Source organism: Ralstonia sp. 1138 (assembly GCF_040544795.1).
Lineage (GTDB): Bacteria > Pseudomonadota > Gammaproteobacteria > Burkholderiales > Burkholderiaceae > Ralstonia > Ralstonia flatus.
Genome location: NZ_JBEPKQ010000004.1, coordinates 257,741 through 283,091, shown reverse-complemented (window position 1 = coordinate 283,091; position 25,351 = coordinate 257,741). Strand labels below are relative to the sequence as shown.

Here is a 25,351-nt window from a genome sequence, read left to right as displayed (position 1 = left end):
ATCAACTCGCTCCTCCGGCCCTACTTTGCGGGCATAGTCACTGCGTTTCGGTGCAGGGCCCAATTGAATAATTGGCCTTCGCGCGCCAGGCCCGGGTGGGCAACAGCATTCAGAAATGCCGCGTGCTTCGCGGTGGGACGACAAACCTCAAGCGTGACGGCGACTTGCCGCGCGCGAGCAATGACGAGCCGCTCAACCCGATGAATACCCAAGAGGCGAAGATCGTCCTCGAGACCGCGCTGATCTGCGCGCAGGACCCGTTGCGAGTCAATGACTTGCGCAAGCTGTTCGACGAAGATGTTTCCGCAGACACCATCCGTGTGCTGCTCGAAGAGCTGCGCCAGGACTGGCTCAATCGCGGTGTCGAACTGGTTGCGCTGGCCTCCGGCTGGCGTTTGCAGAGCCGCCCCGAGATGCGTGTGTATCTCGATCGCCTGCATCCGGAAAAGCCGCCCAAGTACTCGCGTGCCGTCATGGAAACGCTGGCGATCATCGCCTATCGCCAGCCGGTGACGCGCGGCGATATCGAAGACATTCGCGGCGTGACGGTCAACACGCAGGTCATCAAGCAGATTGAAGACCGCGGCTGGATCGAGGTCATCGGTCATCGTGACGTGCCGGGCCGTCCTGCGCTGTATGCGACGACCAAGCAGTTTCTCGACGACCTCGGCCTGCGCTCGCTGGACGAGCTGCCGCCGCTGGAAGATGCCCGCGCGCAGGCGCAGGCAAGCCTGCTCGAGCAGGGCGCCATCGAATTCGAGGGCGGCGCAATTGCAGTGGAAGAGTTGACGGCGATGGTCAACGACGCGCCGGAAGGTGCCGAAAGCACAGACGTTTCGGTGGCGGAAACCTCAGAATTGCCGGTGGCCGAGGCGCCTGTCGAGGTGGTTGCTGAAGCGCCGGCGCAGTCTGAGGTGGTCGCGGGCCAGGAATCGTCTCTGGAGGCCGAATCGCAGGCGGTGAGGGCGACCGAAGTCGCGTCCGAAGACGAACACAAAACACCGGCCGAGCCACCCGTGGCTCCTGCCAATGAACATTCGTAACACCATGTCCGCCGCGCAGTCGGCGCATGGTTTGAACCCCTAGATTTGAAAGACGTTGTGAGCACTCAGCCAGATTCCATGGATACACGTATGCCGGCCGACGCCGACGCTCAGCCGCCGCGACAAGACGGCGGTGACGGGACTGAGGCCGCGCCTCGTCGCAAGGGATTGCGCCGCGGCTTGCGCAACCTCGTGGCTTCCCGCCGCCAGCAGCAGGATGGTCGCCCCGAAGGCGAAGTGGCTGAGGCGGGTGCCGCAGACGCCGGCCAAGCTGCGCAACCGCGCAAGAGCCGCGCCCCCCGGGCACGCAAGCCTAAAGAGGTAGCCGGCGCCGGCGAGCCGGCGGCCGTTGCCGCAGAAGGCGCCGCTCCTACGGAACAGGCGCCCCCCGAAGGGGGCGAGCGACGTGGCCCGCGCGGCCGTTTCGGCAAGAACCGCCGTCGCCAGGGCGAAGGCCAGCCGGCAGAACGTGCCGAGCGCGCCGAGCGCACGGAAGGCGCAGCTGGCAAGAACGCCGGCGGTCGTGGCAAGCAGCAGAACCGCAACGGCAAACCGCAAGGCAAGGCGGGCGGCCAGAACCAGAATCGCGGCGGCAAGGGGCCGAAGGGCGGCAAGGGCTCCGAAGACGTCTTCCAATACGTGATTTCCGGTGCGTATGACTCGGAGGCCGACACCGGCGGCGCATCGCAGCCTCCAAAGACGCGCGAACTGACTTCGGACGACGACGCGCCCAAGCTGCACAAGATCCTGGCTGATGCTGGGCTGGGTTCGCGCCGCGACATGGAAGATCTGATCCTGCAGGGTCGCGTCTCCGTGAATGGTCTGCCGGCCCACATCGGCCAACGCATTCTCGCGACCGACCAGGTGCGCGTGAATGGCAAGCTCATCCAGCGCAAGCTGCCGAACAAACCGCCGCGCGTGCTGCTGTATCACAAGCCGGCCGGTGAAATCGTCAGCCAGTCCGATCCGGAAGGCCGTCCGACCGTGTTCGATGCATTGCCGCGCATGAAGACTGGCAAGTGGGTCGCCGTGGGTCGCCTCGACTTCAACACCGAAGGCCTGCTGATCTTCACGACCTCCGGCGACATCGCCAACCGTTTCATGCACCCGCGCTATGGCGTTGAACGTGAATATGCGGTGCGTACGCTCGGCGAATTGACTGAGACCGACCGCCAGAAGCTGCTGCACGGGATCCCGCTCCAGGACGGCGAAGCGAACTTCCTGCGCTGCGTCGACGGCGGCGGCGAGGGTGTCAACCACTGGTACCACGTGGCTCTGACCGAAGGCCGGAATCGTGAAGTCCGACGCATGTTCGAGGCGGTCAATTTGACCGTGTCACGCCTGATCCGTACGCGCTATGGCAGCTTCGTGCTGCCGCGCGGCCTCAAGCGCGGCCGCTGGCAGGAGGTGTCGGCAGAGGATGTGCGTACGCTGATGGGCACGCTGGGCATGAAGGTGCCGACGGCGAGTTCTAGCGGTGGACAAGATCGCCCGGGCAACCGTCGCCGTGGGCCCGCGCCGGTGCTGATGGGGCCGATGTCGTCCGGTTTTGCCGGGGAAGCGAACTTCCAGTCACGCGGTATGGGCATCGAGAACGGGAATCGCGCGCAACCCGCGCAGCGCCGTCCGTCCAGCCCGCGCCAGCCCGATCCGATGCAAACCTCCATGGGTTACATCAATGTGGGCGGCCCGACCACGCTGACGGCACGCACCCGCATGGGCGAGCGTCCGAATGGCCGTGGAGGCGCTGCCGGCGGTGGGATGCGAGACGGCAATCGCACGCCGGGTAACAAACGCCCTGGAAAGGGCGGCGGTGGCATGCCGAATGGCAATAAGGCGCCGCGCGGCGGTGGCAAGCGAGGCGGTAAGCGCTAAGAAATGCGGGCGTTGTGTGCGGCATCCGTCGCAGCGCCCCCTTTTGTGGCGGCTTCTGGACAATTTTTGCGTTTTGCCTCGAGACGTATTACAATGTGAGTCTAATCAAAAGTCATCCTGTAGAAGATGGGCGAATGATATGGGCGTTGCGCCCATTTTTTTTTTGCTTCGGCAGGTTGGCCATACCGGGAAATTCTTCAGGAAAAACGTGCATCTGACTGATCTGATTGAGAAAACCCTCGCCGCCATGGGTTACGAGCTGGTGGAAGTGGAGCGCGCGCCCGCCGGGCTGCTACGCGTGTATATCGATCAGGCAGAGAACGGCATCGTCATTGAAGATTGCGAAAAAGTGAGCCATCAGCTCACGCGTGTGTTCGAAGTTGAAAACGTCAACTACGAACGGCTGGAAGTGTCGTCGCCGGGGCTGGACCGCCCACTGCGCACGCTGGCCGACTTCACCCGCTTCGCCGGCCTTGACGCCAAGGTGACGCTGCGCTTGCCAGTGGGCGGGCAAAAGAATTTCACGGGAATCATTCAGGCTCCGACGGGCGAGCCAGGCCAGGAACGCATCGGCCTTGAGTTTGAGGGCCAGGAAGGCCCCGCGCTGCTGGAATTCACGCTGTCGGAACTCGACCGCGCCCGGCTGGTGCCCGTGCTGGACTTCAAAGGAAATCGAAACAAAGGGAACAAGCAATGAGCCGCGAAGTTCTGTTGCTCGTCGATGCGCTTGCGCGCGAAAAAAACGTCGACAAGGATGTGGTGTTCGGGGCGCTGGAAGCCGCATTGGCTTCGGCAACCAAGAAGCGCTTTGAAGAAGACGTGGATGTGCGCGTGGCGATCGACCGTGAGTCGGGCGAACACGAAACCTTCCGTCGCTGGCTCGTCGTTCCCGACGATGCAGGCCTGCAGGAGCCGGACAAGCAGATTCTGCTGTTCGAAGCCAAGGAGCAGAACCCTGACCTCGACGTCGACGATTTCGTCGAAGAGCAGATCGAATCGGTCGAGTTCGGCCGTATCGGCGCGCAGGCCGCCAAGCAGGTGATCCTGCAGCGTATCCGCGATGCCGAGCGCGAGCAGATCCTGAACGACTATCTGGATCGTGGCGAAAAGGTCATGACCGGCACGATCAAGCGCGCCGACAAGAAGGGGCTGATCGTTGAAACCGGCCGCGTCGAGGCGCTGCTGGCCCGCGACCAGATGATCCCGAAGGAAAACCTGCGCACGGGCGACCGCGTCCGCGCATATATCTTGAATGTCGACCGCACAGCACGCGGCCCGCAGATCGAGCTGTCCCGCACCTGCCCCGAGTTCCTGATCAAGCTCTTCGAAAACGAAGTGCCGGAAATGGAACAGGGCCTCCTGGAGATCAAGGCCGCCGCGCGCGATCCCGGCGTGCGTGCGAAAATCGCGGTCGTTGCACACGACAAGCGCATTGATCCGATCGGTACCTGCGTCGGTGTGCGCGGCACGCGTGTGACCGCCGTGCGTAACGAAGTCGGCGGCGAAGCGGTGGACATCGTGCTGTGGTCGGAAGACCCGGCGCAGTTCGTGATCGGCGCGCTGGCTCCGGCGCAAGTGCAGTCCATCGTCGTGGACGAGGAAAAGCACAGCATGGACGTGGTGGTCGACGAGGAGAACCTCGCCGTGGCCATCGGCCGTAGCGGCCAGAACGTTCGCCTGGCGTCGGAATTGACCGGCTGGCAGATCAACATCATGACGCCGGCTGAATCTGCGCAGAAGCAGGCTGAAGAAAGCTCCGTCGTTCGTCAGTTGTTCATGGCGAAGCTGGACGTGGACGAAGAGGTTGCCGACATCCTGATCGAAGAGGGCTTCAGCTCGCTCGAGGAAGTGGCCTATGTGCCGCTGCAGGAAATGCTGGAAATCGAAGCGTTCGACGAAGACACCGTCAACGAGCTGCGCAACCGCGCTCGCGACGTGCTGTTGACGATGGAGCTGGCGAAGGAAGAAAAGGTCGAGAAGGTGTCGCAAGACCTGCGCGACCTCGAGGGGCTGACCCCGGAGCTGATCGGCAAGCTGGCCGAGGGGAACATCCAGACGCGTGACGACTTGGCCGAGCTGGCCGTGGACGAATTGGTCGAGATGACCGGCGTCGACGAAGAACAAGCCAAGGCGCTGATCATGAAGGCGCGTGAACACTGGTTTTCGTGAGTCGCATAAACGTTGATCGTTTATCGCAATCCTCACTGAAACCAAGCATCGAAAGGGTTTGAATGGCAAGCACAACAGTTGCCCAACTCGCTGGCGAATTGAACCGTAGCGCATCGGCGCTGCTGGAACAATTGCAGGCCGCGGGCGTGCAAAAGGCGACGCCGGAAGACGTCATCACCGAATCGGACAAGACCCGTCTGCTCGACTATCTCAAGCGAGCACACGGCAGCGCCGAGGATGGCGCGCGCAAGAAGATCACGATCACCAAGCGCGAAACCAGCGAAATCCGCCAGGCGGACGCCACCGGCAAGACGCGCACCGTGCAAGTGGAAGTCAAGAAGAAGCGCGTGCTGGTCAAGCGTGATGAGCCGAACGCCGCACAGGCTGAATCGGAAGCCGCAGAGGCCGCACCAGTGGTCGATGCCGAGGAAATCGCGCGTCGCGAGGAAGAACAACGCCGCCAGGCCGAATTGCTGGCCCGTCAGGAAGCCGAGCTGAAGGCGCGCCAGGAAGCGATGGAGCGCGAGGAAGCCGAGCGCCGCGCCCGCCAGGAAGCCGCCGAAGCCGAGCAGAAGCGTCAGGCTGAACTCGCCGCCAAGAAGGCGGAAGAGGAAGCCGTTGCCGCGCGTGCAGCCGCTGAAGCGTCGGACGAAGCCCCGCGCCGCAAGGCCGAGGAGGACGCTGCACGTCTGGCAAGCGAGCGTGAGGCCGCACAGAAGGCCGCTGACGAAGCGCGCGTTGCTGCGGACAAGATCAAGGCCGAGGAAGACGCTGCACGTAAGCGCCGCGAAGCTGCCGAAGCCGAAGCCCGCGCCATCCGCGAAATGATGAGCGCCCCGGCCCGCGTGTTGAAGACGCCTGCCGAGCGTAAGGCTGAAGAGGTCAAGAAGGCCGAGCAATCGGGCACGCTGCACAAGCCGGTCAAGCCGGCTGGCGAAGCACGCCCGGCTGCGGCTGCCAAGAAGCCGGCTGCCCCGGCACCTGCTGCGGCTGCGCCTAGCTCGCCGTCGGGTGACAAGAAGGGCGGTCGTGGCAAGTCCGGTTGGCAAGACGACAACCGTACCGGCAAGCGCGGCGGCCTGAAGACGCGCGGCGACACCGGCGGTGGTGCCGATGGCTGGCGCTCTGGCTCCAAGGGCGGGCGTAACCGTCATGGCGACGACAACCGCAATGCATTCCAGGCACCGACCGAGCCGGTCGTGCGTGAAGTGCACGTGCCGGAAACCATCTCCGTAGCCGATCTGGCGCACAAAATGTCGGTCAAGGCCGCCGAAGTCATCAAGCAGATGATGAAGCTCGGCCAGATGGTCACGATCAACCAGGTGCTGGACCAAGAGACCGCGATGATCGTGGTCGAAGAAATGGGCCACCAGGCGGTCGCGGCCAAGCTGGACGATCCGGAAGCGCTGCTGATTGGCGGCGTGGAAGAGCCGACCAATGCCGAGGCTGAAACCCGTCCGCCGGTCGTGACCGTGATGGGTCACGTCGACCACGGCAAGACCTCGCTGCTGGATTACATCCGTCGTGCGAAGGTCGCGGCGGGCGAAGCCGGTGGCATCACGCAGCACATCGGCGCGTATCACGTCGAAACCGATCGCGGCGTCATTACGTTCCTGGACACCCCGGGTCACGAGGCCTTCACGGCCATGCGTGCACGCGGTGCCAAGGCAACCGACATCGTGATCCTGGTGGTGGCGGCCGACGACGGCGTCATGCCGCAGACGAAGGAAGCCATCGCGCACGCGAAGGCGGCCGAGGTGCCCATCGTGGTGGCGATCACCAAGGTCGACAAGCCAGAAGCCAACCCCGACCGCGTCAAGCAGGAACTGGTGGCTGAGAGCGTGATTCCGGAAGAGTACGGCGGCGATGTGCCGTTCGTGCCGGTGTCCGCCAAGACTGGCGAAGGCATCGACAGCCTGCTGGAAAACGTGCTGCTGCAAGCCGAAGTGCTGGAACTGAAGGCGCCGGTCAACGCGCCGGCCAAGGGTCTGGTGGTGGAAGCGCAGCTGGACAAGGGCAAGGGCCCGATCGCTACGGTGCTGGTGCAGAGCGGTACGCTCAAGCGCGGCGACGTGGTGCTCGCGGGCACGGCCTACGGCCGCGTGCGTGCCATGCTCGACGAAAACGGCAAGCCGGCGAAGGAAGCCGGTCCGTCGATCCCGGTGGAAATCCAGGGTCTGTCGGAAGTGCCGGGCGCCGGCGAAGAAGTGCTGGTGCTGCCGGACGAGCGCAAGGCACGCGAAATCGCGCTGTTCCGCCAAGGCAAGTTCCGCGATGTGAAGCTGGCGCGCCAGCAGGCTGCGAAGCTGGAAAACATGCTGGAGCAGATGAGCGAAGGCGACGTGAAGTCGCTGCCGCTGATCATCAAGGCAGACGTGCAGGGTTCGCAGGAAGCACTGGTGCACTCGCTGCAGAAGCTGTCGACCGACGAAGTGCGTGTGCAGGTCGTGCACGCCGCCGTGGGTGGTATCACCGAGTCGGACGTCAACCTGGCAACCGCGTCGAAGGCCGTCATCATCGGCTTCAACACGCGGGCCGATGCGGGCGCACGCAAGCTGGCCGAGCATCAGGGCATCGACATTCGCTACTACAACATCATCTATGACGCTGTGGATGAGGTGAAGGCGGCAATGTCCGGCATGCTGTCGCCGGAAAAGCGCGAAGAGACGACGGGCCTGGTGGAGGTGCGTCAAGTCTTCCACGTGCCGAAGGTTGGCGCGGTGGCCGGCTGTATGGTGCTCGACGGCTTCGTCAAGCGCAATTCGCTGGTGCGGGTGCTGCGTGCGAACGTGGTCATCTTCTCGGGCGAACTCGATTCGCTCAAGCGCTTCAAGGACGATGTGAAGGAAGTGAAGCAAGGCTTCGAATGCGGCCTGTCGATCAAGAACTTCAACGACGTTCAGGAAGGCGACCAACTCGAGATCTACGAGATCACCGAGGTGGCGCGTACGCTGTAATACGTTGGCCGGACGCTGCGGTGTCCGGTTCGATTTGCGACGGTGGCCCGGGCGCGTCCCGCGCCACCGTTTTGTCTTTTTGGGCTGCGTCGGCGCGTGCTGGCGGCGGCCACGTGAGGAAACACACTATGCCGAAGAAATCGGGATCGGCCGCTGGCCGCAATGTGCGCATCGCTGATCAGATCCAGCGTGATCTGGCCGAATTGATCCAGCGCGAAATCAAGAACCCGGCCATGGGTCTGGTGACGCTGCAATCCGTCACGCTCACGCCTGACTACGCGCACGCCAAGATCTACTTCACGGTGCTCGGTGCCGAGCCGGAAGTCGCCGGCGCCATCCTGAACGAGAAGGCGGGTTACCTGCATTCGCTGTTGTTCAAGCGCCTGCACATCCACACGGTGCCGACATTGCATTTCCACTTTGACGGTTCGGTCGAGCGCGGTATCGAGATGTCGCGACTGATCGACGAGGCCAACGCCACGCGCGCCAAAGACGACTGAAGATGGCTGAGCAACATGCGCCCAAGCCACAGAAGCCGCCGCGTCGCGAGGTGCACGGTGTGTTGCTGCTGGACAAGCCGATCGGCTGGTCGAGCAACGATGCGCTGATCCGAGCCAAGCGCCTGCTGTGGGCCAAGAAGGCGGGGCATACCGGTACGCTGGACCCGCTTGCCACGGGATTGCTGCCGCTGTGCTTTGGTGAGGCGACCAAGTTTTCCCAGGACTTGCTGGATGCGGACAAGACGTACGAGACCATCGTGCGCCTTGGTATCAAGACGAGTACTGCGGATGCGGAAGGCGAGGTGCTGAGTGAGCGCCCGGTATCCGTCACGCGGGAGCAACTGCAGGCCGTCATCGCGCGCTTTGTCGGCGAGATCCATCAGGTGCCGCCGATGCACTCTGCGTTGAAGAAAGACGGCAAGCCGTTGTACGAATACGCGCGCGCGGGGCAGACGGTGGAACGCGCTGCGCGGCGGGTCACGATCCACGCGATTGACGTGCTGGGGACGGATCTGGAGTCGGCCGAGCCGACGATTACGTTGCGTGTGTCCTGCAGCAAGGGGACCTACATCCGCACATTGGGTGAAGACATTGGCGAGGCGCTGGGCTGCGGCGCACATCTGGTTGCGCTGCGTCGCACGCAGGTAGGCAACCTGACGCTGAGCGGTGCTGTCACGCTCGAAGCGTTGGACGCTGCAGCTGAAGATACCCGCACCGACTTGCTGGCGCCGGTCGATGCGCTGCTGCAGACGCTGCCGCGCGTGGAGCTGGATGCGGAAGAGAGCCGTCGCTTCCTGCATGGTCAGCGCCTGCCATTGCGATTGGCGTTGCCGAATGCGGACCAAGTGCGCGTCTACGGCGTGCGCGACGCGATGGCAGCGGATGCCGCTGCGTCGCTGCTCGGGGTGGCTGCCTGGCAGGGCGGTGTGCTCCGGCCGGAGCGGCTCGTGCATCTTTAAGCCGCTCGACCCGCAACAAAAAAGCCACGCGTCGCTGCGTGGCTTTTTTGTTTGCGGGATGTCCGCTCAGTGTGCCCCGGCTGCCGCTTCCGCACCGCCTGCCGACTTCGCTGGTTTGGTCAACCAGATGAAGACGATCAGCACGATAAACAGCACCGCCGAAATCCAGAAGATATCGTTGGCCCCCAGCATGGCGGCTTGCTGTGAGATCACACGTTCGATCGCGCCGTTGGCCTGCAGGTTAGGCATGCCAAGTTGCGTGTACTGATTGATCGACGACGTGTAGGCGGGGTTGTACGCGTTCGCATGCTCGACCAACTGGGCGTGGTGCAGGGCAGAGCGGTTGTCCCAGATCGTGGTCGATATCGATGCACCGATACCACCGAACATGATCCGCACGAAGTTCGACAGGCCCGAGGCCGCCGGAATCCGCTCGGGCGCCAGACCCGACAGGATGATCGACGTGAGCGGGATGAAGAACATCGCCATTGCTGCGCCCTGAATGAGCGTCGGGATCAGCAGTGTCCACGTATCGATCTGCGTGGTGAAGTGCGAGCGCATCCAGAACACCAGCGCGAACGTCAGGAACGCCGTTGTGGCCACCCAGCGCGCGTCCATCTTCGGCAGGTTCTTGCCGATGACGGGCGACAGGATGATGGCGAAGATGCCCACCGGCGCCATGATCAGGCCAGCATCGGTGGCGGTGTAGCCGACGATGGTCTGCAGCCACAGCGGCAGGATCACCAGGTTGCCGAAGAACAGCCCGTACGCCACCGAGATGGCGACCACCCCGGCGCTGAAGTTGCGGCCCTTGAACAAGGTCAAATCCACCACCGGGTGGTCTTCGGTTAGCTCCCAGATCAGGAAGAAGGCGAAGCCCACGACGGCGACGACGGTCAGCACAATGATCTCGGTCGAGTTGAACCAGTCGAGTTCTTTGCCGCGATCCAGCATCAACTGCAACGAGCCCACCCAGATAACGAGCAGGGCCAGCCCGATCTTGTCGATCGGCAGCGAACGTGTTTGCGATTCACGGTCCTTGTAGATGACCCACGTTGCATACGCCGCCAGAATGCCCACCGGGATGTTGATGTAGAAGATCCACGGCCACGTCATGTTGTCCGAGATCCAGCCACCCAGAATCGGCCCCATCACTGGCGCCACCAGCGTCGTCATCCCCCATAGCGCGAGCGCCATCGAACTCTTGGCTGGGGGATAGGTCGACAGCAGCAACGATTGCGACAGCGGGATCATCGGGCCCGCGACCGCACCCTGGATGATCCGCGCGGTGATCAACGTGCCCATGTTGGGCGCCAGGCCGCACGCCCAGGATGCCAGCACGAACAGGATGATGGAGGTCACGAACAGGCGCACCTGCCCGAAACGCTGCGTCAGCCACCCCGTCAGCGGCACCGAAATGGCATTGGCCACCGCAAACGAGGTGATGACCCACGTGCCCTGGTTCGGGGCCACGCCCAGGTCACCCGAAATTGCCGGGATCGACACGTTGGCGATGGACGAATCCAGCACGTTCATGAAGGTGGCCAGCGACAGCGCAACTGTGCCGATCGCCAGTTTGGCGCCGGTCAGTGGCGGTAGCGGCTTGGGCGCGGCGGTTGCCATGCGTCAGACCTTGGGTGCGGGTTGCGAAGTGCGCGGAGCCGATACGGCCGGCACGTTGGAAGCAGCCGGCGCGGTTGCACCGCCGCGACCAGCGTTGGCGCTGATGATGCTTGCGATGACCTGATCGGCGTCCTTGCCGGCCTGGTCGTAGACCGTCGTTTGCAACGGCGATGCAACCGGTGTTGTCGCCAGGCTCTGGCCGCCTTCATCATGGATGTCGACCTTGGCCTCCATCGACAGACCCACGCGCAGCGGATGGTCCTTCAGCTCCTTCGGGTCGAGCGACACGCGCACCGGCAGGCGCTGCACCACCTTGATCCAGTTGCCAGTAGCGTTCTGTGCCGGCAGCAGCGAAAACGCCGAGCCCGTACCCGCCGAGAAACCGACCACCTTGCCGTGGTACGTCACGCTGCTGCCATACACGTCAGCCACCAGTTCAACCGGCTGGCCCACGCGCATGTGGCGCACCTGCACTTCCTTGAAGTTGGCGTCCACCCAGAGCTGGTCCAGCGGCACGATGGCCATCAGCGGCGTGCCCGGGGCGACGCGCTGGCCGACCTGCACCGAACGCTTGGCCACATAGCCCGTCACCGAAGCCGGCAGGCTCGTACGCGCATAGGCGAGATAAGCCTCGCGGACCTTGGCGGCGGCTTGCAACACGTTCGGGTGACGCTCCAGCGTGGTCTGTTCGGTCAGCACGCGGTTGCCCTGCAGCTGTTCCTTGGCGGCTTCCAGTGCGGACTGCGCAGCCTGCACAGCGGTCTGCGCGTGCGAGATTTCTTCCTGCGACACAGCGCCCGTACCGGCGATCTGCTTGCGGCGGGCCAGGTCGTCCTTCGCTTTGGCGAGATCGCTTTCGCGCATGGCCAGCGTGGCGGTGTACGCGCTGGTGTTCGAGTACAGCGTGCGCACCTGGCGCACCGTCTGCGCGAGCGCAGCTTCGGCCTGCTCGAGCGCAACGCGTGCATCGGCGCGGTCCAGTTCGATCACGGGCTGGCCGGAGGTGACGAGCTGCGTGTCGTCGGCGCGAATGGCGACCACGGTGCCCGCCACCTGCGGCGTTACCTGGACCACGTTGCCTTGCACGTAGGCGTCGTCGGTGGACTCGAACCAGCGGCCGTACAGGCCCCAGTAGAGGCCGTAGCCGACGCCGGCAACCACCAGTGCGGCGGCCAGCGTGGTCAGCATGCGCTTGCGCTTTCCGTTGGCATTGCCGTTGCCGGGGGGCGTTGCCGCGGGGGCTGCGGGGGCGGGGGCAGCGGACGGTGCGGCTTGGGGCTTGTTGTCACTCATGATGTTGGCTCGAAAGAATGCGTTGGAACGGTCGGTTCAGTTCAGTTCTGTTCAATTCAGTGCAGGTCAGCCATGCGACGCGGCAGCCTCGGGCTTGGCGCCCGGCAGGTCTTCAGCCGTATAGCCGCCGCCGAGGGCCTTGATGAGGGCCATCTGCGCGTCGAGGCGGCGTGCCTGCAGGTCGGTCGCGAGCTTGCGTTGCTGCAGGACGGTCGTCTCGGCATTCAGCACGACCAGTTGGGTGCCAAGGCCAGCGCTGTAGCGCGTACGGGCCAAGCTGTAGGCGCGCTCGGCCTCGCTCAGGGCCGTACGCTGGATCGCGATCTGCGCGTCGATGCTATGCAGCGCGGTGATCTGGTCCGCGGTGTCGTGCAGCGCTTCGGTCAGCGTCTGGTTGTAGCTGGCGACAGCGGCGTCATAGTTGGCGTACTTGCCGCGCAGATTGGCGCGCAGCTTGCCGCCCTGGAAGATCGGCAGCTTGAGCGCGGGGCCGATACCGAGCTGACGCGATGCGCCCAGCAGCAGGTTTTCCGGCGCAATCGAAGCGAGCCCCAGGAATGCAGTCAGGCTGATGTCCGGCAAGAATTGCGCCTTGGCCACATCGATGTCCTTCGACGCGGCTTCCACGCGCCAGCGCGCGGCCACGAGGTCCGGGCGACGGCCAATCAAATCGATGGTGAGGTTGTTAGGCAGCTTGGGCGTGGCTTGTGCAAGCAGCGTGGGGCGTGCAATCGCCAAACCGCGGTCCGGGCCCTTGCCCAGCAGTGCGGCGAGCTGGTTGCGTGCGAGCGTGATCTGCTCGTCGACCTGCTCAAGTTCCGTTTGCGCGGCCGCCACGTTGGCGCGTGCCTGTGTGGTTTCGACTTGCGTATCCAGACCGGCACGCAGGCGCTGCCCGGCAAGGCTGGTCAAATCCTTGCGTTGCACGATCGCACGTTCAGCCACGTCCCGCTGCGCGTAGAGCGCGGCCAGCTTGGCGTAAGTGCGGGCAACCGTGGTCGACAGCATCAACCGCGAAGCCTGGCTTTCCGCTTCCATTGCCTTGTCGTCAGACAGCGCGGCTTCCAGCGCGGAGCGATTCTTGCCCCAGAAATCCAGGTCGTAGCTCACGCCGAGCTGGATCTTCGACTCCGTGAACCAGCGGCCGGCCAGCGGCGTGCCTTCAAACATGTCGTATTCCGACAGGCGCTGGCGCGTCATCTCGGCATCGAGCCCGACGCTCGGATACAGATTGCCTCGCACCACATCGGCCATCGCACGCGAAGCACGCACGCGCGCAAAGGCGACCTGCAGGTTCGGGTTGTCTTTGATCGCCTCGTCCACCAGCGCACGCAGTTGCGGATCGTTGAACTGGTCGACCCAGCTCTGCGACGGCCATTGGCCGCCTTGCGAGGGCAACGATTGCGCGCTCGCCAACTGGTCCGGCGTTGTCAGTGTCTGTGTGCTGTGCGAATTGCCGAGGTTGGCGCAGCCGGCCAGCACAGCCAGCGTCACGGCGGAAAGCGCCACGCCCAGGCGCGCCGGCCATTGCGCGCGCGTGCTGCCTGCGCGGCTTTGGGGCGAAAGTGCCTGAGGGGCGGAGTTCAAGGCGTTCATGTTGTTTGATGTATCAAGCGATCGAGGAGGGCGTTCGGGGCAGCCGGTGCAATGTCGGACAGAGCGGCGTCAGTGATCGGCAGGGCGCGCGCGATGGCCTTCCGTGGCGGCGCCGTTGCTGAGAATGCGCTTGAGAAGCTCGCGCAGCGTATCGACGTCAGCCGGAGTAAAGCCGGCAAAAAAACGGTTCAGCACGTGCGTGTAGATGGCCGGCATGCGGTCGGCCAAGTCGCGGCCGGCTTCGGTCACCTCCAAGTGCACGACGCGGCGGTCGGACTCGCTGCGCACGCGCTCGATCAGGCCGCGCTTTTCCATGCGGCTGAGCATGCGGGTGAGCGAACCGATGTCGGTGTTCAGTTCGCGGCCGAGATCGGTGGCGGTCTGACAGCGGCCGTTGGCGAGCAGCACCAGGCAGCTGGCTTGGGAGTGCGTCACATCCATCGCGGCAACTTCTTGCTCGATGGCCATGGACAGCGCCGTCTTGGCGCGCCCCACGAGGTAGCCAACGCTTTCGCACATGCGGTAGTCCTCCACCCGGAAGAGCGTTCCGGCAGCAGCAACTTCGGTGGCAGGTCTTGTCTGTTCGGACATCTTATGTATGCACAATCATTGTCCGGACAAATATACGAATTGGCGCAGCAAACGGCAAGGTACTGAATGTGCGATTCCAGTTTTAGAAATAATGAGTGACCTGAAAAGCGCTCCGGCAACGTTCCTTCATCGTTTAGTCAAGGAGTGTCATCTCTTGCGCATCGCAGCATGCTAGAATGTCAGGTTATTCCGCGAGCTGAATTTGGGTGCTGTCCCGGGCTCGTGTCACGTCTTTTCGAGTTCACATCCCATGCGCGCGCTTCGCAACATCGCAATCATTGCCCACGTTGACCACGGCAAAACCACACTGGTCGACCAGCTCCTCCGCCAAGCCGGCACGTTCCGCGAGAACGAGCAGATCGCCGAGCGCGTGATGGATTCGAACGACATCGAAAAAGAACGCGGCATCACGATCCTGGCCAAGAACTGCGCGGTCGAATACAACGGCACGCACATCAACATCGTCGACACGCCGGGGCACGCCGACTTCGGCGGCGAGGTGGAGCGTGTGCTGTCGATGGTCGACGGCGTGCTGCTGCTGGTGGATGCCCAAGAAGGTCCGATGCCGCAGACGCGCTTCGTGACGCGCAAGGCGTTGGCCCTGGGCCTGAAGCCGATCGTTGTGGTCAACAAGGTGGACCGCCCGGGCGCACGTCCGGACTGGGTGATCAACGAGACCTTCGAACTGTTCGACAAGCTGGGCGCCACTGACGAGCAGCTGGACTTCCCCATCGTGTACGCCTCGGGCCTGAACGGCTACGCCGGCTTGACCGACGATGTGCGCAGCGGCGACATGAAGCCACTGTTCGAGACCATTCTCGAGAAGGTGCCGCAGCGTGACGATGACCCGAACGGCCCGCTGCAGCTGCAGATCATCTCGCTCGACTACTCGAGCTACGTTGGCAAGATCGGTGTGGGCCGTATCACGCGTGGCCGCGTGCGTCCGCTGCAGGACGTGGTGGTCAAGTTCGGCCCGGAAGGCGCACCGATCAAGGGTCGCGTCAACCAGGTGCTGAAGTTCCGCGGCCTGGAGCGCGAGCTGGTGCAGGAAGCGGAAGCCGGCGACATCGTGCTGATCAACGGTATTGAAGAGCTGGGCATCGGCTGCACGGTGTGTGCTCCGGACGCCCAGGACGCGCTGCCGATGCTGAAGGTGGACGAGCCGACGCTGACGATGAATTTCTGCGTCAACACCTCGCCGCTGGCGGGCCGCGAAGGCAAGTTCGTGACGAGCCGCCAGCTGCGCGACCGTCTGGACCGTGAGCTGAAGTCGAACGTGGCACTGCGCGTGAAGGACACCGGCGACGACACGGTTTTCGAAGTGTCGGGCCGTGGCGAACTGCACCTGACGATTCTGGTGGAAAACATGCGCCGTGAAGGCTACGAACTGGCCGTGTCGCGCCCGCGCGTGGTGTTTAAGGAAATCGACGGCGTGAAGTGCGAACCGTTCGAACGCCTGACCGTGGACGTGGAAGACAGCCACCAGGGCGGCGTGATGGAAGAGCTGGGCCGCCGCAAGGGCGAACTGCTCGACATGGCGTCGGACGGCAAGGGCCGTACGCGTCTGGAATACCGCATTCCCGCCCGTGGCCTGATCGGCTTCCAGGGTGAATTCCTGACGCTGACGCGTGGCACGGGCCTGATCAGCCACATCTTCGACGACTACTCCCCGGTCAAGGAAGGCGACCTGGGCGAGCGTCACAACGGCGTGCTGATCTCGCAGGATGACGGCGCTGCCGTGGCCTACGCGCTGTGGAAGCTGCAGGATCGCGGCCGCATGTTCGTGTCGCCGGGCGACGCGCTGTACGAAGGCATGATCATCGGCATCCACAGCCGCGACAATGACCTGGTCGTCAACCCGATCAAGGGCAAGCAGCTGACCAACGTGCGTGCGTCGGGTACCGACGAAGCCGTGCGCCTGGTGCCGCCGATCCAGATGTCGCTGGAATACGCGGTGGAATTCATCGCCGACGACGAGTTGGTGGAAGTCACGCCGAAGAGCATCCGCCTGCGCAAGCGCCACCTGAAGGAACACGAGCGCAAGCGCGCATCGCGTGAAGAAGCGGTCTGATCGCCAGTCGATCTGCCAAGAAGAACGCCCCGAGGTTTCGGGGCGTTTTTTTGCTCGGCGATAACGCTGGCGTTATGCCTGAATGCGCGCGAAGGCTTGCGCCAGATCGTCGATCAGGTCTTGCGGGTCTTCCAGTCCGATGTGCAGGCGCACGATCGGGCCGGCGGCGGACCAATCCGTGCAGGTGCGCGTGCCCGCCACGTTGCTGACCGTTGCCAGGCTCTCGAACCCACCCCACGAGGCGCCGATGCCGAACAGCGTTAGCGCATCGACGAAGCGCGCGGCGGTTTGCAGATCGGCGTGGGCAAATTCGAATGAGACCAGTCCGTTGGTGCCGGTGCAATCGCGTTGCCAGAGGGCGTGTCCGGGATCGTCGGGAAGGGCGGGGCAGAAGACCCGAGCGACGTCTGGCCGCGCCACCAGCCAGCGCGCAATCTCCAGCGCGTGGCGTTCGTGCATGGCAAGGCGCGCCGCCAGCGTGCGGGTGCCGCGCAGCACGAGGTAGGCATCGTCAGGGCTGACCGCCACGCCCTGCGCGTCGCACATCGTGGCGAGGGTTTGCCAGCACGCTTGCGTGGTGGTGACTGTGCCCATCATCACATCGGAGTGGCCGCTGAGGTATTTGGTCGCCGCCATGATGGAAACGTCTGCACCGAGCGTGAGCGGACGGTATTGCAGGCCCGAGCCCCACGTGTTGTCGGCGACGACGAGTGCTCCATGGCGATGCGCGATCTCGGCCAGTGCAGGCAGATCGCACATCTCGTAGACGAGCGAGCCCGGGCATTCCACGTAGACGAGCCTGGTCGTCGGCTTGAATTGCTGTGCGACATCGGTGCCGTCCGCGCGGAAGTACGTCACTTCCACGCCCCAGGGGCGCAGGAACGTATCGACGAAATGGCGCAGCGGCTGGTAGACGCAATCGGCAATCAACACATGCTCGCCAGGGCGCGTGAAGGCGAGGAACACCATGGAGATGGCGGCGAGCCCCGTCGGGAAGAGTCGCGTGCGATGGCCGCCTTCGAGTTGGGCGACGACGTCTTCCAACGCGAAGCCCGTCGGGTTGCCGCGCGCGCCGTAGGTGAACATGCGTTCGGTGCCGCGGCGGCGCCGTGCGTCGTTCATGTCGTCCATCGAATCGAACAGCACGGTGGAGGCGCGCACGACGGGCGGGTTGACGGCCCGACCGCCTTCGAATGCCGGCGAGGTGCCGCCTTTGACCAGGCGGGTGGCCAGTCGTGGCTCCGTTTTCTGCGATGACATGGTGTGTGGATCCTGTCGGTTGCGTGTCATGGCTGTACGGCAGCGGCGCCCACGCGGAAGGCGCCAAGTTCCTGCGCATCGAGCTGGGCGAGGAGGCCGGTTTCCCAGGCCAGGTATTGCCTGGCCGCAGCCTTGTTGCCGTCGTGCCGATCATGCACGAAGAAGAGATAGTCGATGCAATCGGCGTCGGGCGGTGCGTTCTCGGAACCTTCGGTGGCGTAGCCGGCGGCAGTCCACGCATTGATACCGCCGCCCAGCAGTTTGAGTCGCGATGCGGCCTGCGGCGCTTGTGCGATCCAATCTGCCGCGGCGAGCTGTGCGATGCGCGGATCGTCGGCAATCAGGACGGTGTCGCGATCAACCGCCAGAGCCGGCAAGCGCGGGCGAATGGCCCAGGTGGCGCCAGGCACATGGGCGCGGCGGAAAGCCATGCTGGGGCGCAAGTCGATGACGTGCGCGGTGCCTGCCCCCAGCGCGCCGGCAAGTGCCTGCGCGCTGATCTCGGGCAACGGCTGCGGCAGCGTGGTCGTGGGGGCCGGCAGGCTCGCATTGCTGTTCAACCCCTCACGCAGCACATAGGCATCGTGGCCGAGTTGCCGCAGCCAGCTCGCAACGATTGGCGCGCGCACGCCGTCGGCGTCGAACAGCACAAGGCGGGCATGGCGCACGCCGACGTACTGATCGGTTGCCTGGATCAACTGGCCGCCCGGCGCATGCTGTGCCCCCGGCAGGCTGCCGCTGGCGAACTCCTCGGGTGTGCGGACATCGCAGAGGAAGAGGCTGTGTTCGCCTTGCGCAACCCAGCGTGCGAGCGTGGCCGCATCCACCTCGGGCACGGCAAAACGTGTGGCGAGTTGCTGGCTGGCCTCGCGCATGTCTTTGACGGTGGCCGGGGCAATGACATCGGGATAGCGACGTGTGCTGCCATGCTCCAGCGGCAGGTCTTCCAGATACCAGCCTTGCGTGCCGTTCTCCAGGGCCATCACCGGGTTCGGGATGCCGAGGTTGATGAGCGTCTGCGCGCCGATGATGCTGCGCGTGCGGCCCGCGCAATTGACCACGATCGGTGTGGTCGCGTCGGGCACAAGCTCGCGGATGCGCAGTCCCAGCTCGCCGTTCGGGCAGCAGATCGACGACGGGATCGTCATCTTCAGGTATTCGCTGACGGGGCGGCCATCGACGATGACGACGTCGTCGCCGCGTTCACGCATGGCCGCAAGTTCACGCGCAGTGACGCGCGGCGTGTGGTACGCCATCTCGACGAGTTCACCGAAGGTCTTGGAGGGCACGTTGACGCCGGCAAACAGCGTGAAGCCTGCGTGCGCCCAGCCTTGTGCGCCGCCTTCAAGTACGTGCACGCTGGTGTAGCCGATGGCGTTCAGGCGTTCGGCGGCGCGCTCGGCAACGCCGTCGTTGTCGTCATAAATGACCATGCGCACAGCGCGGCGGGGCGCGAGGCGCGGGGCGTCGATCTCAAGACGGCTGTACGGCAGCGGGATGGCGTAGAAGAGGTGGGCTTCGCCGTACTGGCCGTGCTCGCGCACGTCGAACAGCGCGATCTCGGCGCCGTCGTGCAGCCACGCTTTCAGGGTCTGGGCGGTAACGAACGATGTCATGTCGATGCGATACGAATCAAAGGGGTGAGCGACGCCCCCGCGCACGCAGCGCGGATTTCAAGCAACGCGGTTTGGATGGCGGCTAGCTGGTTAGCGGCGCGTCTTCACGCCGATGCCCATGGTCTGATAGCGGCCGGTTTCGAGGTCGAACGTGATGCGCTCGGTCAGCGTTTCGAGCGCGCGTCCGTACATGTGCAGATGGCGGATCGGCGCCTCGCCCTTGATCTCGACGGCGTGGATGTCGTCGGCCGCCAGCGCGATGCCGGTACCGGGCTCGACGACGACGGTGTCGGTCATTTCCAGCGTGCCGACACCGGGCGTGGCGCGGTCGTCGGTGCGGCGGTAGACATAGTTGTATTCCGTGCCGTCCACCGCGGCGATGCAGGCCCACGTGGTGTGGTTGTGCGGCGTGATCTTCTTGCCGGGGCGCATGACGTTCAGGTACAGCGCGTACGTCTGGTCGGCGTCTTCGTGAATCAGGTAGCGGGCTTGCAGCTCGCCGTCGGCGGGGGCCGGGAAATCGGTGTCTTGCCAGAACTCGGTGCGCGCGGCGAGGCCTTTGACCTCTTCGAGCACGTCGGCCAGGGCGCGACGCGTTTCACCTTCGGGCGCGAGCGCGGCTTTCATGGCGGCAATGGCATCGGTCACGGCCGCTTGGCGTTGTTGAGGAAGAGACGTGGTCATGAATGGATTCTCCTGAGGGATTGGGGCGCCTTGCGTTGTATTTCGCGGCGTTGTTGTCGTTGTCGGTGTCGGCATCAGGCGACGAGTTCGGCAATGCGGGGCGCAGGTCGCAGGACGTCTTGCAGGAAGCGCTGTGCGCGGGCGTGCTTCGGGCGACTGAAGAACTGGTCGGGCGGCGCGTCCTCCAGCAGCTGGCCCTGGTCCATGAACCAGACGCGGCTCGATACGTCGCGCGCGAAGCCCATCTCGTGGGTCACGATCATCATCGTGAGCCCGTCGCCGGCCAGCTCGCGCATCACATGCAGCACCTCTTGCACCATCTCGGGATCGAGCGCGCTGGTCGGCTCGTCGAACAGCATGAGCGGCGGCTTCATTGCCAGCGCCCGCGCAATGGCCACGCGCTGCTGCTGGCCGCCCGACAGGTTGGCGGGCATCGCGTCGATCTTGTGAGCAAGGCCCACCTTGGCAAGCAGCGCCTCGGCCTGCGCCGTCGCTTCGTCGCGCGACAGGCCGAGCACCTTGGTCGGCCCGAGAATCAGGTTCTGCCGCACCGAGAGGTTCTGGAACAGGTTGAAGTTCTGGAACACGAAGCCGATGCGCGCACGCAGCTCGTTGACGCGCATGTCGCGTGCATGGACATCGCGCCCCTCGAAGCGGATGCATCCGCCCTGGATGGCCTCCAGCCGCGTGACGGTGCGGATCAACGTGGATTTTCCCGAGCCCGAGGGGCCGCACACCACGACGACTTCACCGCGCTCGATGGTGGCGTTGATGCCTTTGAGTGCGTGGTAGTCGTCGTAGTACTTGTCGACGTTTTGAAATGCCAGCATGGGATGGTGTCTCCGGCAGGGATTGTTCCTAGGCCAGCCCGGCGCGATGGCGGGCAATGCGGCGCTCCAGCTGTCCCGCGAACCGCGAGATGGCGAAGCACAAAACGAAGTAGAAGGCTGCCAGCACGAGAAAGGTCTCGAGCGGCTTGGTCAGCGTGATGGTGTTGACCTGCGCGGCCGAGTACGTCAGCTCCGGCACGCCAATCACATAGGCGAGCGACGTTGCCTTGATGATCGACACGAACTGGTTGACGATCGACGGCAGCATGTTGGTCAGCGCTTGCGGCAGCTGCACGTAGCGCATGCTCTGTAGCCACGACAGGCCATTCGAGCGCGCGGCTTCCATCTGCCCGCGCGGCAGGCCTTCGAGCCCGGCGCGCACGATCTGCGAGAGGAATGCGCTTTCGTAAACGATGATTGCGCAGACCGCCGTGGTGAACGCCGACACCTCCTTGCCCACTAGCAGCGGCACCGCAAAGTACGCCCAGAAGATGATCATCAGCAGCGGAATGCCGCGCACCAGGCGCGACCACACACCGGCAATGCGACGCAGCCAGCGCCAAGGGCTCACGTGTGCCAGCCCGATCAGCACGGCAATCGGGAACGATATCACCAAGCCCAGCACCGAGAGCACCAGCGTTACCGCCACGCCGCCGAGCGGCCCATTCGGCCACGACCCGACCAGGAACAACGCCAGATAGTCATGCAGGATTTCAAGCATGGCGTCAGACTCCCAGCGGCGTCGTTCGACGCTTGGCCACGCGTTCCGACAGTGCCATCAACGCGAGCGTGCCGAGCAGATACAGCAGCGTGGCGATGAGGAATACGTCGAACGTGCGGAAGGTGAGGTTGTCGATCTGCCGGGTGCGATAAAGCAGTTCATGCACACCGATGGCCATCGCCAGCGAGCTGTTCTTGAACAACAGCAATGCCTGGTTGAGCAGCGCGGGCAGCGCCACGCGAATCGCCTGCGGCAGGATCACGTAGCGCAGCGCCTGCAGATGCGTCAGGCCTATCGACCACGCCGCCTCCTGCTGCGTATGCGGAATCGCACGCAGGCCCGAACGCAGGTCTTCGGAGATGAACGCGCCTGAGTTCAGCGCCAGGGCAATCGCCGCAAAGAAGAATTCGGTGTTGCCGGCGTTGATCCAGGCTTTGAGCGATTCCGGCAGCAACTGCGGCACGCCGAAATACCACACCAGGATCTGCACCAGCATCGGCACGTTGCGGTGGTATTCCACAACCACGATGACGAACGCCTTGAACACGCGCACCGGCAGCGCCCGCAGCGTTGCCAGCGACACCCCGACGGCGATGGCCAGCAGGCCCGAGACGACAAACAGACGCAGCGTGGTCAGAATGCCGTCCCGCAAGAGGCGCAAATAGCCGTCTTCGAGCAGGAAGGAGAGATCGAACATGTCGGCCGCCCGGGGCTTACTGCGGCTTGATCGGTTCGACCTTGTAGTCGCGCGAGAACTTGTAGACCGACTTGGCGCCGAGCCACTTGTCGAAGCTCGTCTGCAGGCCGCTCGATTGGTCGTAATCGGCCAGCACCTTGTTGACGGCGGCCATGAGCGCAGGCTCGTTCTTGTTCATCACCACGCCCCAGCGCTCTTCATAAACCGGCGCGTTCAGCAGGCGATATTGCTGCCCGCCTTTCTGCGCAGCCTCGTTGGCAAAGCGCGCCAGCACGAGCTGCCCCGCCACCAGCCCATCAACCTTGCCTTGCTGCAACGCCAGATACGCCGATGAAATATCGTGGAACGTCAGCAGCCGCGAATCCGGCAGGCGCGTCACCGACACCGCCGCCGAGCTGGAACCTTCCGAGGCGGCGATCTTCTTGTTGGCGAGCTGATCGAGCGTCTGGATGGGCGAGTCCGCCCGCACCAGCACACGGATCGGTGCCACGAAATACTGGTTGCTGAAATCGACCTGCGCGGCGCGCGCCGGCATCCACGCCACGGCAGCGGCCAGGACATCCACGCGATGCGTCTTCAGTTCGGGAATGCGGGCATCGGTCGACAGCGCGCGGTGCTCCAGCTTGACCCCCAGGCCCTTAGCCAATGCGCTGCACACATCCACGTCAAAGCCGACGATCTGCCGCGTTGCGGCGTCGGGAAAGGCATACGGCTCGCTGGCGTTCTGGGTGCCGCAGACGAGCGTGCCGCGCGACTTGATGTCGGCCAGCGCGTCGGCATGCGCCACGCTCGCCACGCCCAGCGTGCCCAAGGTGAGCGTCGCCGCGGCCTGTGCCCATTTCCATACCCACATGATGTTCCTCCTTTGTATGCAACCGATTCTGTGTCGGACCGCGATGTCCCTGCGGCTCGGGTGTCTGCCTGAACGTATTGTTCGTTCAGTGTTATTTGTGTTTCCGGCAGGTTATCGGCCAGAATTGCGCAGAACAATTTAATTTTTGGCTGGAATCGATTAGAAACTCTGAAGTGTCGGGGCCGAGATGAGAAATCTGGACATCGATCTGCTGCGCACCTTCGTGACGATCGCACAGCACGAAACGTTTGCCGCGGCAGCCGCGCGGGTGGGGCGCACGCAGTCTGCGGTCACCCAGCAGATGCAGCGGCTGGAGGAGGAAATGGGCTGTGCGCTGTTCGAAAAACGCGGCCGCCACAAGACGATGACGCCCGATGGCGTGCGGCTCGTTGCCTATGCGCACAAGATCCTGGCGTTGAACGACCAGGCCGTGCAGGTGATCCAGACCGGTGGCCCGATCGAGAAAATCCGCATCGGGTCACCGCACGATGTGGCCGATTCGATCCTGCCGAATCTGCTGCGGCGGTTGTCGAAGCTATCGCCGGAATTGCAGATGGAAATCAACGTTGGCCGCAGCCCGTTCCTGATGGATGCGCTGCGCGACAAGACGCTCGATCTGGCGATCTCCACGCGCTATGACGATGCCTTTCCCGGCATCAAGCTGCGCACGTCGCCGATGGTGTGGATCTGCGCGGAAGACTTCATCTTCAATCCCGCCGCGCCGGTGCCGCTGGTCATGGCCGACGAGCTGAGCCTGTTCCGCCAGCTGTCGATCGAATGCCTGGACGCGCACCACATTCCGTGGCGCACGAGTTATCTGTCGCCCACGCTGACCGGCATCAAGGCCGCGATCAGCGCGGGGCTCGGCGTGACGGCGCGCACGACCGAATTGCTCGATGCCAACATGCGTGTGCTGACCGAAGCCGATGGCCTGCCGCGCCTGCCGGAAGTGGCGTTTTACCTGTACGTGCAGCCGACGTGCACGAGCGCCGTGCTGCGCGATCTGTTCGATTCCACCGATCGCGTCGCCACCCGCTTCGGGCCGCCGTTCATGTGAGCGGCATCGCCTCGGCCGTGACTGCAGCACGCGGGCTGCGCCACTCAGGTGGTTTCCACAGGTAGCGAATGTCCCGGTCGCGGAACACGTCGGCCCACATGTCGCGCCATTCGTGGAAGGTGAGGGTGATCGGGTTGTGTGTGTGGACTTGCCGCGTGATGCCGAAAACGGGGGCATCCTCCTCCGGCACGAAGCTGCCGAACATGCGATCCCAGATGGTCAGCACGCCGGCGTAGTTGCGGTCGATGTACTGCGGATTCTTGGCGTGGTGTACGCGATGCACCGACGGCGTATTCACGTACTGGCCCAGCCAGCGCCAGAAGCCCGCGTAGCGCGAATTCAGCGCCCCCAGCCGCGTATGGACGAAAAACTGGAACGCCAGGTTCAGGCCCACGGCCAGGATTACCCAGTCCGGCGTAAAGCCGATCCACGCAAGCGGAATCCAGAACAGCCACATGCCGGAAATCGGATAGGTCAGGCTCTGGCGGAATGCCGTCGAAAAATTCATGCCTTCCGACGAGTGGTGCGTCACATGCGACGCCCACATCCAGCGCACGCGATGGCTGGCGCGGTGGAAGAAGTAGTACAGAAAATCCTGCAACAGCAGGAGCAGCACGAATGACCACCACGTCTCGGGCACGGCGCGCAGGCCGTGGCTGTACGTCCACGAATACACGGTCTTGATCATCAGCCACAGGAAGAATGCGTCCGACGCCTGGTGCATCAGCGCGAGGCAGGCGTTTGAAACGGTGTCCTTGAAGCTGTAGACGGACGGATCGCGCTTGCGCCAGTACCATGCCTCGGCGCCGATGGTCAGCAGGAAGACCGGCGCGAAGGCCAGCAGGATCAGGCCGGGGTCGAAACTCGACGCGCCCGGGGCGGCGTTGGCAGGGGTCATTGAATTGTTGTGATGTGTGTTGTCTCCAACCGGCAGGTATACGCCCAACACCCGCGCC

The 25,351-nt window shown here is 64.1% G+C and carries 21 protein-coding genes; 9 read left to right on the top strand and 12 right to left on the bottom strand.

Annotated elements, in window-relative coordinates; translation table 11 throughout:
* The first annotated feature begins 200 nt into the window (after positions 1-200).
* From scpB to truB, 7 genes are all read left to right on the top strand, one after another.
* Positions 201-1,043 (top strand): SMC-Scp complex subunit ScpB, encoded by an 843-nt coding sequence (scpB, locus tag ABIC76_RS18915; protein ID WP_354534896.1) that lies wholly within the window; start codon positions 201-203, stop codon positions 1,041-1,043.
* A 90-nt stretch (positions 1,044-1,133) separates the two neighbouring features.
* Complete coding sequence (locus ABIC76_RS18910) at positions 1,134-2,918, top strand: pseudouridine synthase (RefSeq protein ID WP_354535064.1); 1,785 nt, start codon at positions 1,134-1,136, stop codon at positions 2,916-2,918.
* 208 nt (positions 2,919-3,126) lie between these two features.
* Complete coding sequence (gene rimP / locus ABIC76_RS18905; RefSeq protein ID WP_354535063.1) at positions 3,127-3,615, top strand: ribosome maturation factor RimP; 489 nt, start codon at positions 3,127-3,129, stop codon at positions 3,613-3,615.
* Positions 3,612-5,087: a transcription termination factor NusA gene (gene nusA, locus ABIC76_RS18900; RefSeq protein WP_027677577.1), complete on the top strand. Its 1,476-nt coding sequence runs from the start codon at positions 3,612-3,614 to the stop codon at positions 5,085-5,087. The genes rimP and nusA overlap by 4 nt, the downstream gene beginning before the upstream one ends.
* Positions 5,088-5,149: 62 nt before the next feature.
* Positions 5,150-8,044, top strand: a complete 2,895-nt coding sequence (gene infB / locus ABIC76_RS18895) for a translation initiation factor IF-2 (protein WP_102067043.1) — start codon at positions 5,150-5,152, stop codon at positions 8,042-8,044.
* A 128-nt stretch (positions 8,045-8,172) separates the two neighbouring features.
* A complete protein-coding gene (rbfA, locus tag ABIC76_RS18890; protein ID WP_004626422.1) occupies positions 8,173-8,544 on the top strand; it encodes a 30S ribosome-binding factor RbfA in 372 nt (123 codons plus the stop codon).
* A 2-nt stretch (positions 8,545-8,546) separates the two neighbouring features.
* A complete protein-coding gene (gene truB, locus ABIC76_RS18885; RefSeq protein WP_102067044.1) occupies positions 8,547-9,503 on the top strand; it encodes a tRNA pseudouridine(55) synthase TruB in 957 nt (318 codons plus the stop codon).
* Positions 9,504-9,569: 66 nt separating this feature from the next.
* On the opposite strand, the gene ABIC76_RS18880 is transcribed toward truB, so the two are convergent.
* The 4 genes from ABIC76_RS18880 to ABIC76_RS18865 form a co-directional block, all read right to left on the bottom strand.
* Positions 9,570-11,126, bottom strand: coding sequence for a DHA2 family efflux MFS transporter permease subunit (locus ABIC76_RS18880; RefSeq protein WP_065857741.1), 1,557 nt, complete (start codon positions 11,124-11,126; stop codon positions 9,570-9,572).
* 3 nt (positions 11,127-11,129) lie between these two features.
* Positions 11,130-12,419, bottom strand: coding sequence for an HlyD family secretion protein (locus tag ABIC76_RS18875; RefSeq protein WP_102067045.1), 1,290 nt, complete (start codon positions 12,417-12,419; stop codon positions 11,130-11,132).
* Between the two features lie 66 nt (positions 12,420-12,485).
* A complete protein-coding gene (locus ABIC76_RS18870) occupies positions 12,486-14,015 on the bottom strand; it encodes an AdeC/AdeK/OprM family multidrug efflux complex outer membrane factor (RefSeq protein ID WP_102067046.1) in 1,530 nt (509 codons plus the stop codon).
* Positions 14,016-14,084: 69 nt separating this feature from the next.
* A complete protein-coding gene (locus ABIC76_RS18865; protein WP_257878195.1) occupies positions 14,085-14,606 on the bottom strand; it encodes a MarR family winged helix-turn-helix transcriptional regulator in 522 nt (173 codons plus the stop codon).
* Positions 14,607-14,856: 250 nt separating this feature from the next.
* Here ABIC76_RS18865 and typA point away from each other — a divergent pair, with 250 nt between their 5' ends.
* Complete coding sequence (gene typA, locus ABIC76_RS18860; protein ID WP_102067047.1) at positions 14,857-16,677, top strand: translational GTPase TypA; 1,821 nt, start codon at positions 14,857-14,859, stop codon at positions 16,675-16,677.
* Between the two features lie 72 nt (positions 16,678-16,749).
* Here typA and metC read toward each other — a convergent pair whose 3' ends face one another.
* From metC to ABIC76_RS18825, 7 genes are all read right to left on the bottom strand, one after another.
* Positions 16,750-17,937 (bottom strand): cystathionine beta-lyase, encoded by a 1,188-nt coding sequence (gene metC, locus ABIC76_RS18855; RefSeq protein ID WP_354534895.1) that lies wholly within the window; start codon positions 17,935-17,937, stop codon positions 16,750-16,752.
* Between the two features lie 26 nt (positions 17,938-17,963).
* Positions 17,964-19,553 (bottom strand): rhodanese-like domain-containing protein, encoded by a 1,590-nt coding sequence (locus ABIC76_RS18850; RefSeq protein WP_354534894.1) that lies wholly within the window; start codon positions 19,551-19,553, stop codon positions 17,964-17,966.
* A gap of 90 nt (positions 19,554-19,643) precedes the next feature.
* The gene (locus tag ABIC76_RS18845) at positions 19,644-20,237 is read right to left on the bottom strand and encodes a cysteine dioxygenase family protein (RefSeq protein ID WP_260780724.1); all 594 of its coding nucleotides are present in this window, start codon (positions 20,235-20,237) and stop codon (positions 19,644-19,646) included.
* 74 nt (positions 20,238-20,311) lie between these two features.
* Positions 20,312-21,067: an amino acid ABC transporter ATP-binding protein gene (locus ABIC76_RS18840; protein ID WP_102067049.1), complete on the bottom strand. Its 756-nt coding sequence runs from the start codon at positions 21,065-21,067 to the stop codon at positions 20,312-20,314.
* Between the two features lie 28 nt (positions 21,068-21,095).
* Positions 21,096-21,788: an amino acid ABC transporter permease gene (locus ABIC76_RS18835; RefSeq protein WP_102067050.1), complete on the bottom strand. Its 693-nt coding sequence runs from the start codon at positions 21,786-21,788 to the stop codon at positions 21,096-21,098.
* A 4-nt stretch (positions 21,789-21,792) separates the two neighbouring features.
* Positions 21,793-22,485: an amino acid ABC transporter permease gene (locus ABIC76_RS18830; RefSeq protein WP_147213545.1), complete on the bottom strand. Its 693-nt coding sequence runs from the start codon at positions 22,483-22,485 to the stop codon at positions 21,793-21,795.
* Positions 22,486-22,501: 16 nt separating this feature from the next.
* On the bottom strand, positions 22,502-23,338 hold the full coding sequence (locus ABIC76_RS18825; protein WP_102067052.1) for a transporter substrate-binding domain-containing protein: 837 nt from the start codon (positions 23,336-23,338) through the stop codon (positions 22,502-22,504).
* A gap of 187 nt (positions 23,339-23,525) precedes the next feature.
* Here ABIC76_RS18825 and ABIC76_RS18820 point away from each other — a divergent pair, with 187 nt between their 5' ends.
* Positions 23,526-24,395, top strand: coding sequence for a LysR substrate-binding domain-containing protein (locus tag ABIC76_RS18820; protein ID WP_102067053.1), 870 nt, complete (start codon positions 23,526-23,528; stop codon positions 24,393-24,395).
* On the opposite strand, the gene ABIC76_RS18815 is transcribed toward ABIC76_RS18820, so the two are convergent.
* Complete coding sequence (locus ABIC76_RS18815; RefSeq protein ID WP_354534893.1) at positions 24,388-25,293, bottom strand: sterol desaturase family protein; 906 nt, start codon at positions 25,291-25,293, stop codon at positions 24,388-24,390. The two genes, ABIC76_RS18820 and ABIC76_RS18815, sit on opposite strands and share 8 nt — an antisense overlap.
* Positions 25,294-25,351 lie beyond the last annotated feature (58 nt).

Excerpts from the sequence above, each read along its gene's own strand:
- ABIC76_RS18830 (WP_147213545.1), bottom strand. The coding sequence starts at position 22,485 with ATGTTCGATCTCTCCTTCCTGCTCGAAGACGGCTATTTGCGCCTCTTG.
- ABIC76_RS18870 (WP_102067046.1), bottom strand. The coding sequence starts at position 14,015 with ATGAACGCCTTGAACTCCGCCCCTCAGGCACTTTCGCCCCAAAGCCGC.
- typA (WP_102067047.1), top strand. The coding sequence starts at position 14,857 with ATGCGCGCGCTTCGCAACATCGCAATCATTGCCCACGTTGACCACGGC.
- ABIC76_RS18850 (WP_354534894.1), bottom strand. The coding sequence starts at position 19,553 with ATGACATCGTTCGTTACCGCCCAGACCCTGAAAGCGTGGCTGCACGAC.
- ABIC76_RS18835 (WP_102067050.1), bottom strand. The coding sequence starts at position 21,788 with ATGCTTGAAATCCTGCATGACTATCTGGCGTTGTTCCTGGTCGGGTCG.
- truB (WP_102067044.1), top strand. The coding sequence starts at position 8,547 with ATGGCTGAGCAACATGCGCCCAAGCCACAGAAGCCGCCGCGTCGCGAG.
- nusA (WP_027677577.1), top strand. The coding sequence starts at position 3,612 with ATGAGCCGCGAAGTTCTGTTGCTCGTCGATGCGCTTGCGCGCGAAAAA.
- ABIC76_RS18815 (WP_354534893.1), bottom strand. The coding sequence starts at position 25,293 with ATGACCCCTGCCAACGCCGCCCCGGGCGCGTCGAGTTTCGACCCCGGC.
- ABIC76_RS18840 (WP_102067049.1), bottom strand. The coding sequence starts at position 21,067 with ATGCTGGCATTTCAAAACGTCGACAAGTACTACGACGACTACCACGCA.
- infB (WP_102067043.1), top strand. The coding sequence starts at position 5,150 with ATGGCAAGCACAACAGTTGCCCAACTCGCTGGCGAATTGAACCGTAGC.
- ABIC76_RS18875 (WP_102067045.1), bottom strand. The coding sequence starts at position 12,419 with ATGAGTGACAACAAGCCCCAAGCCGCACCGTCCGCTGCCCCCGCCCCC.
- ABIC76_RS18845 (WP_260780724.1), bottom strand. The coding sequence starts at position 20,237 with ATGACCACGTCTCTTCCTCAACAACGCCAAGCGGCCGTGACCGATGCC.
- ABIC76_RS18880 (WP_065857741.1), bottom strand. The coding sequence starts at position 11,126 with ATGGCAACCGCCGCGCCCAAGCCGCTACCGCCACTGACCGGCGCCAAA.
- ABIC76_RS18820 (WP_102067053.1), top strand. The coding sequence starts at position 23,526 with ATGAGAAATCTGGACATCGATCTGCTGCGCACCTTCGTGACGATCGCA.
- ABIC76_RS18910 (WP_354535064.1), top strand. The coding sequence starts at position 1,134 with ATGCCGGCCGACGCCGACGCTCAGCCGCCGCGACAAGACGGCGGTGAC.
- metC (WP_354534895.1), bottom strand. The coding sequence starts at position 17,937 with ATGTCATCGCAGAAAACGGAGCCACGACTGGCCACCCGCCTGGTCAAA.
- ABIC76_RS18865 (WP_257878195.1), bottom strand. The coding sequence starts at position 14,606 with ATGTCCGAACAGACAAGACCTGCCACCGAAGTTGCTGCTGCCGGAACG.
- scpB (WP_354534896.1), top strand. The coding sequence starts at position 201 with ATGAATACCCAAGAGGCGAAGATCGTCCTCGAGACCGCGCTGATCTGC.
- rbfA (WP_004626422.1), top strand. The coding sequence starts at position 8,173 with ATGCCGAAGAAATCGGGATCGGCCGCTGGCCGCAATGTGCGCATCGCT.
- ABIC76_RS18825 (WP_102067052.1), bottom strand. The coding sequence starts at position 23,338 with ATGTGGGTATGGAAATGGGCACAGGCCGCGGCGACGCTCACCTTGGGC.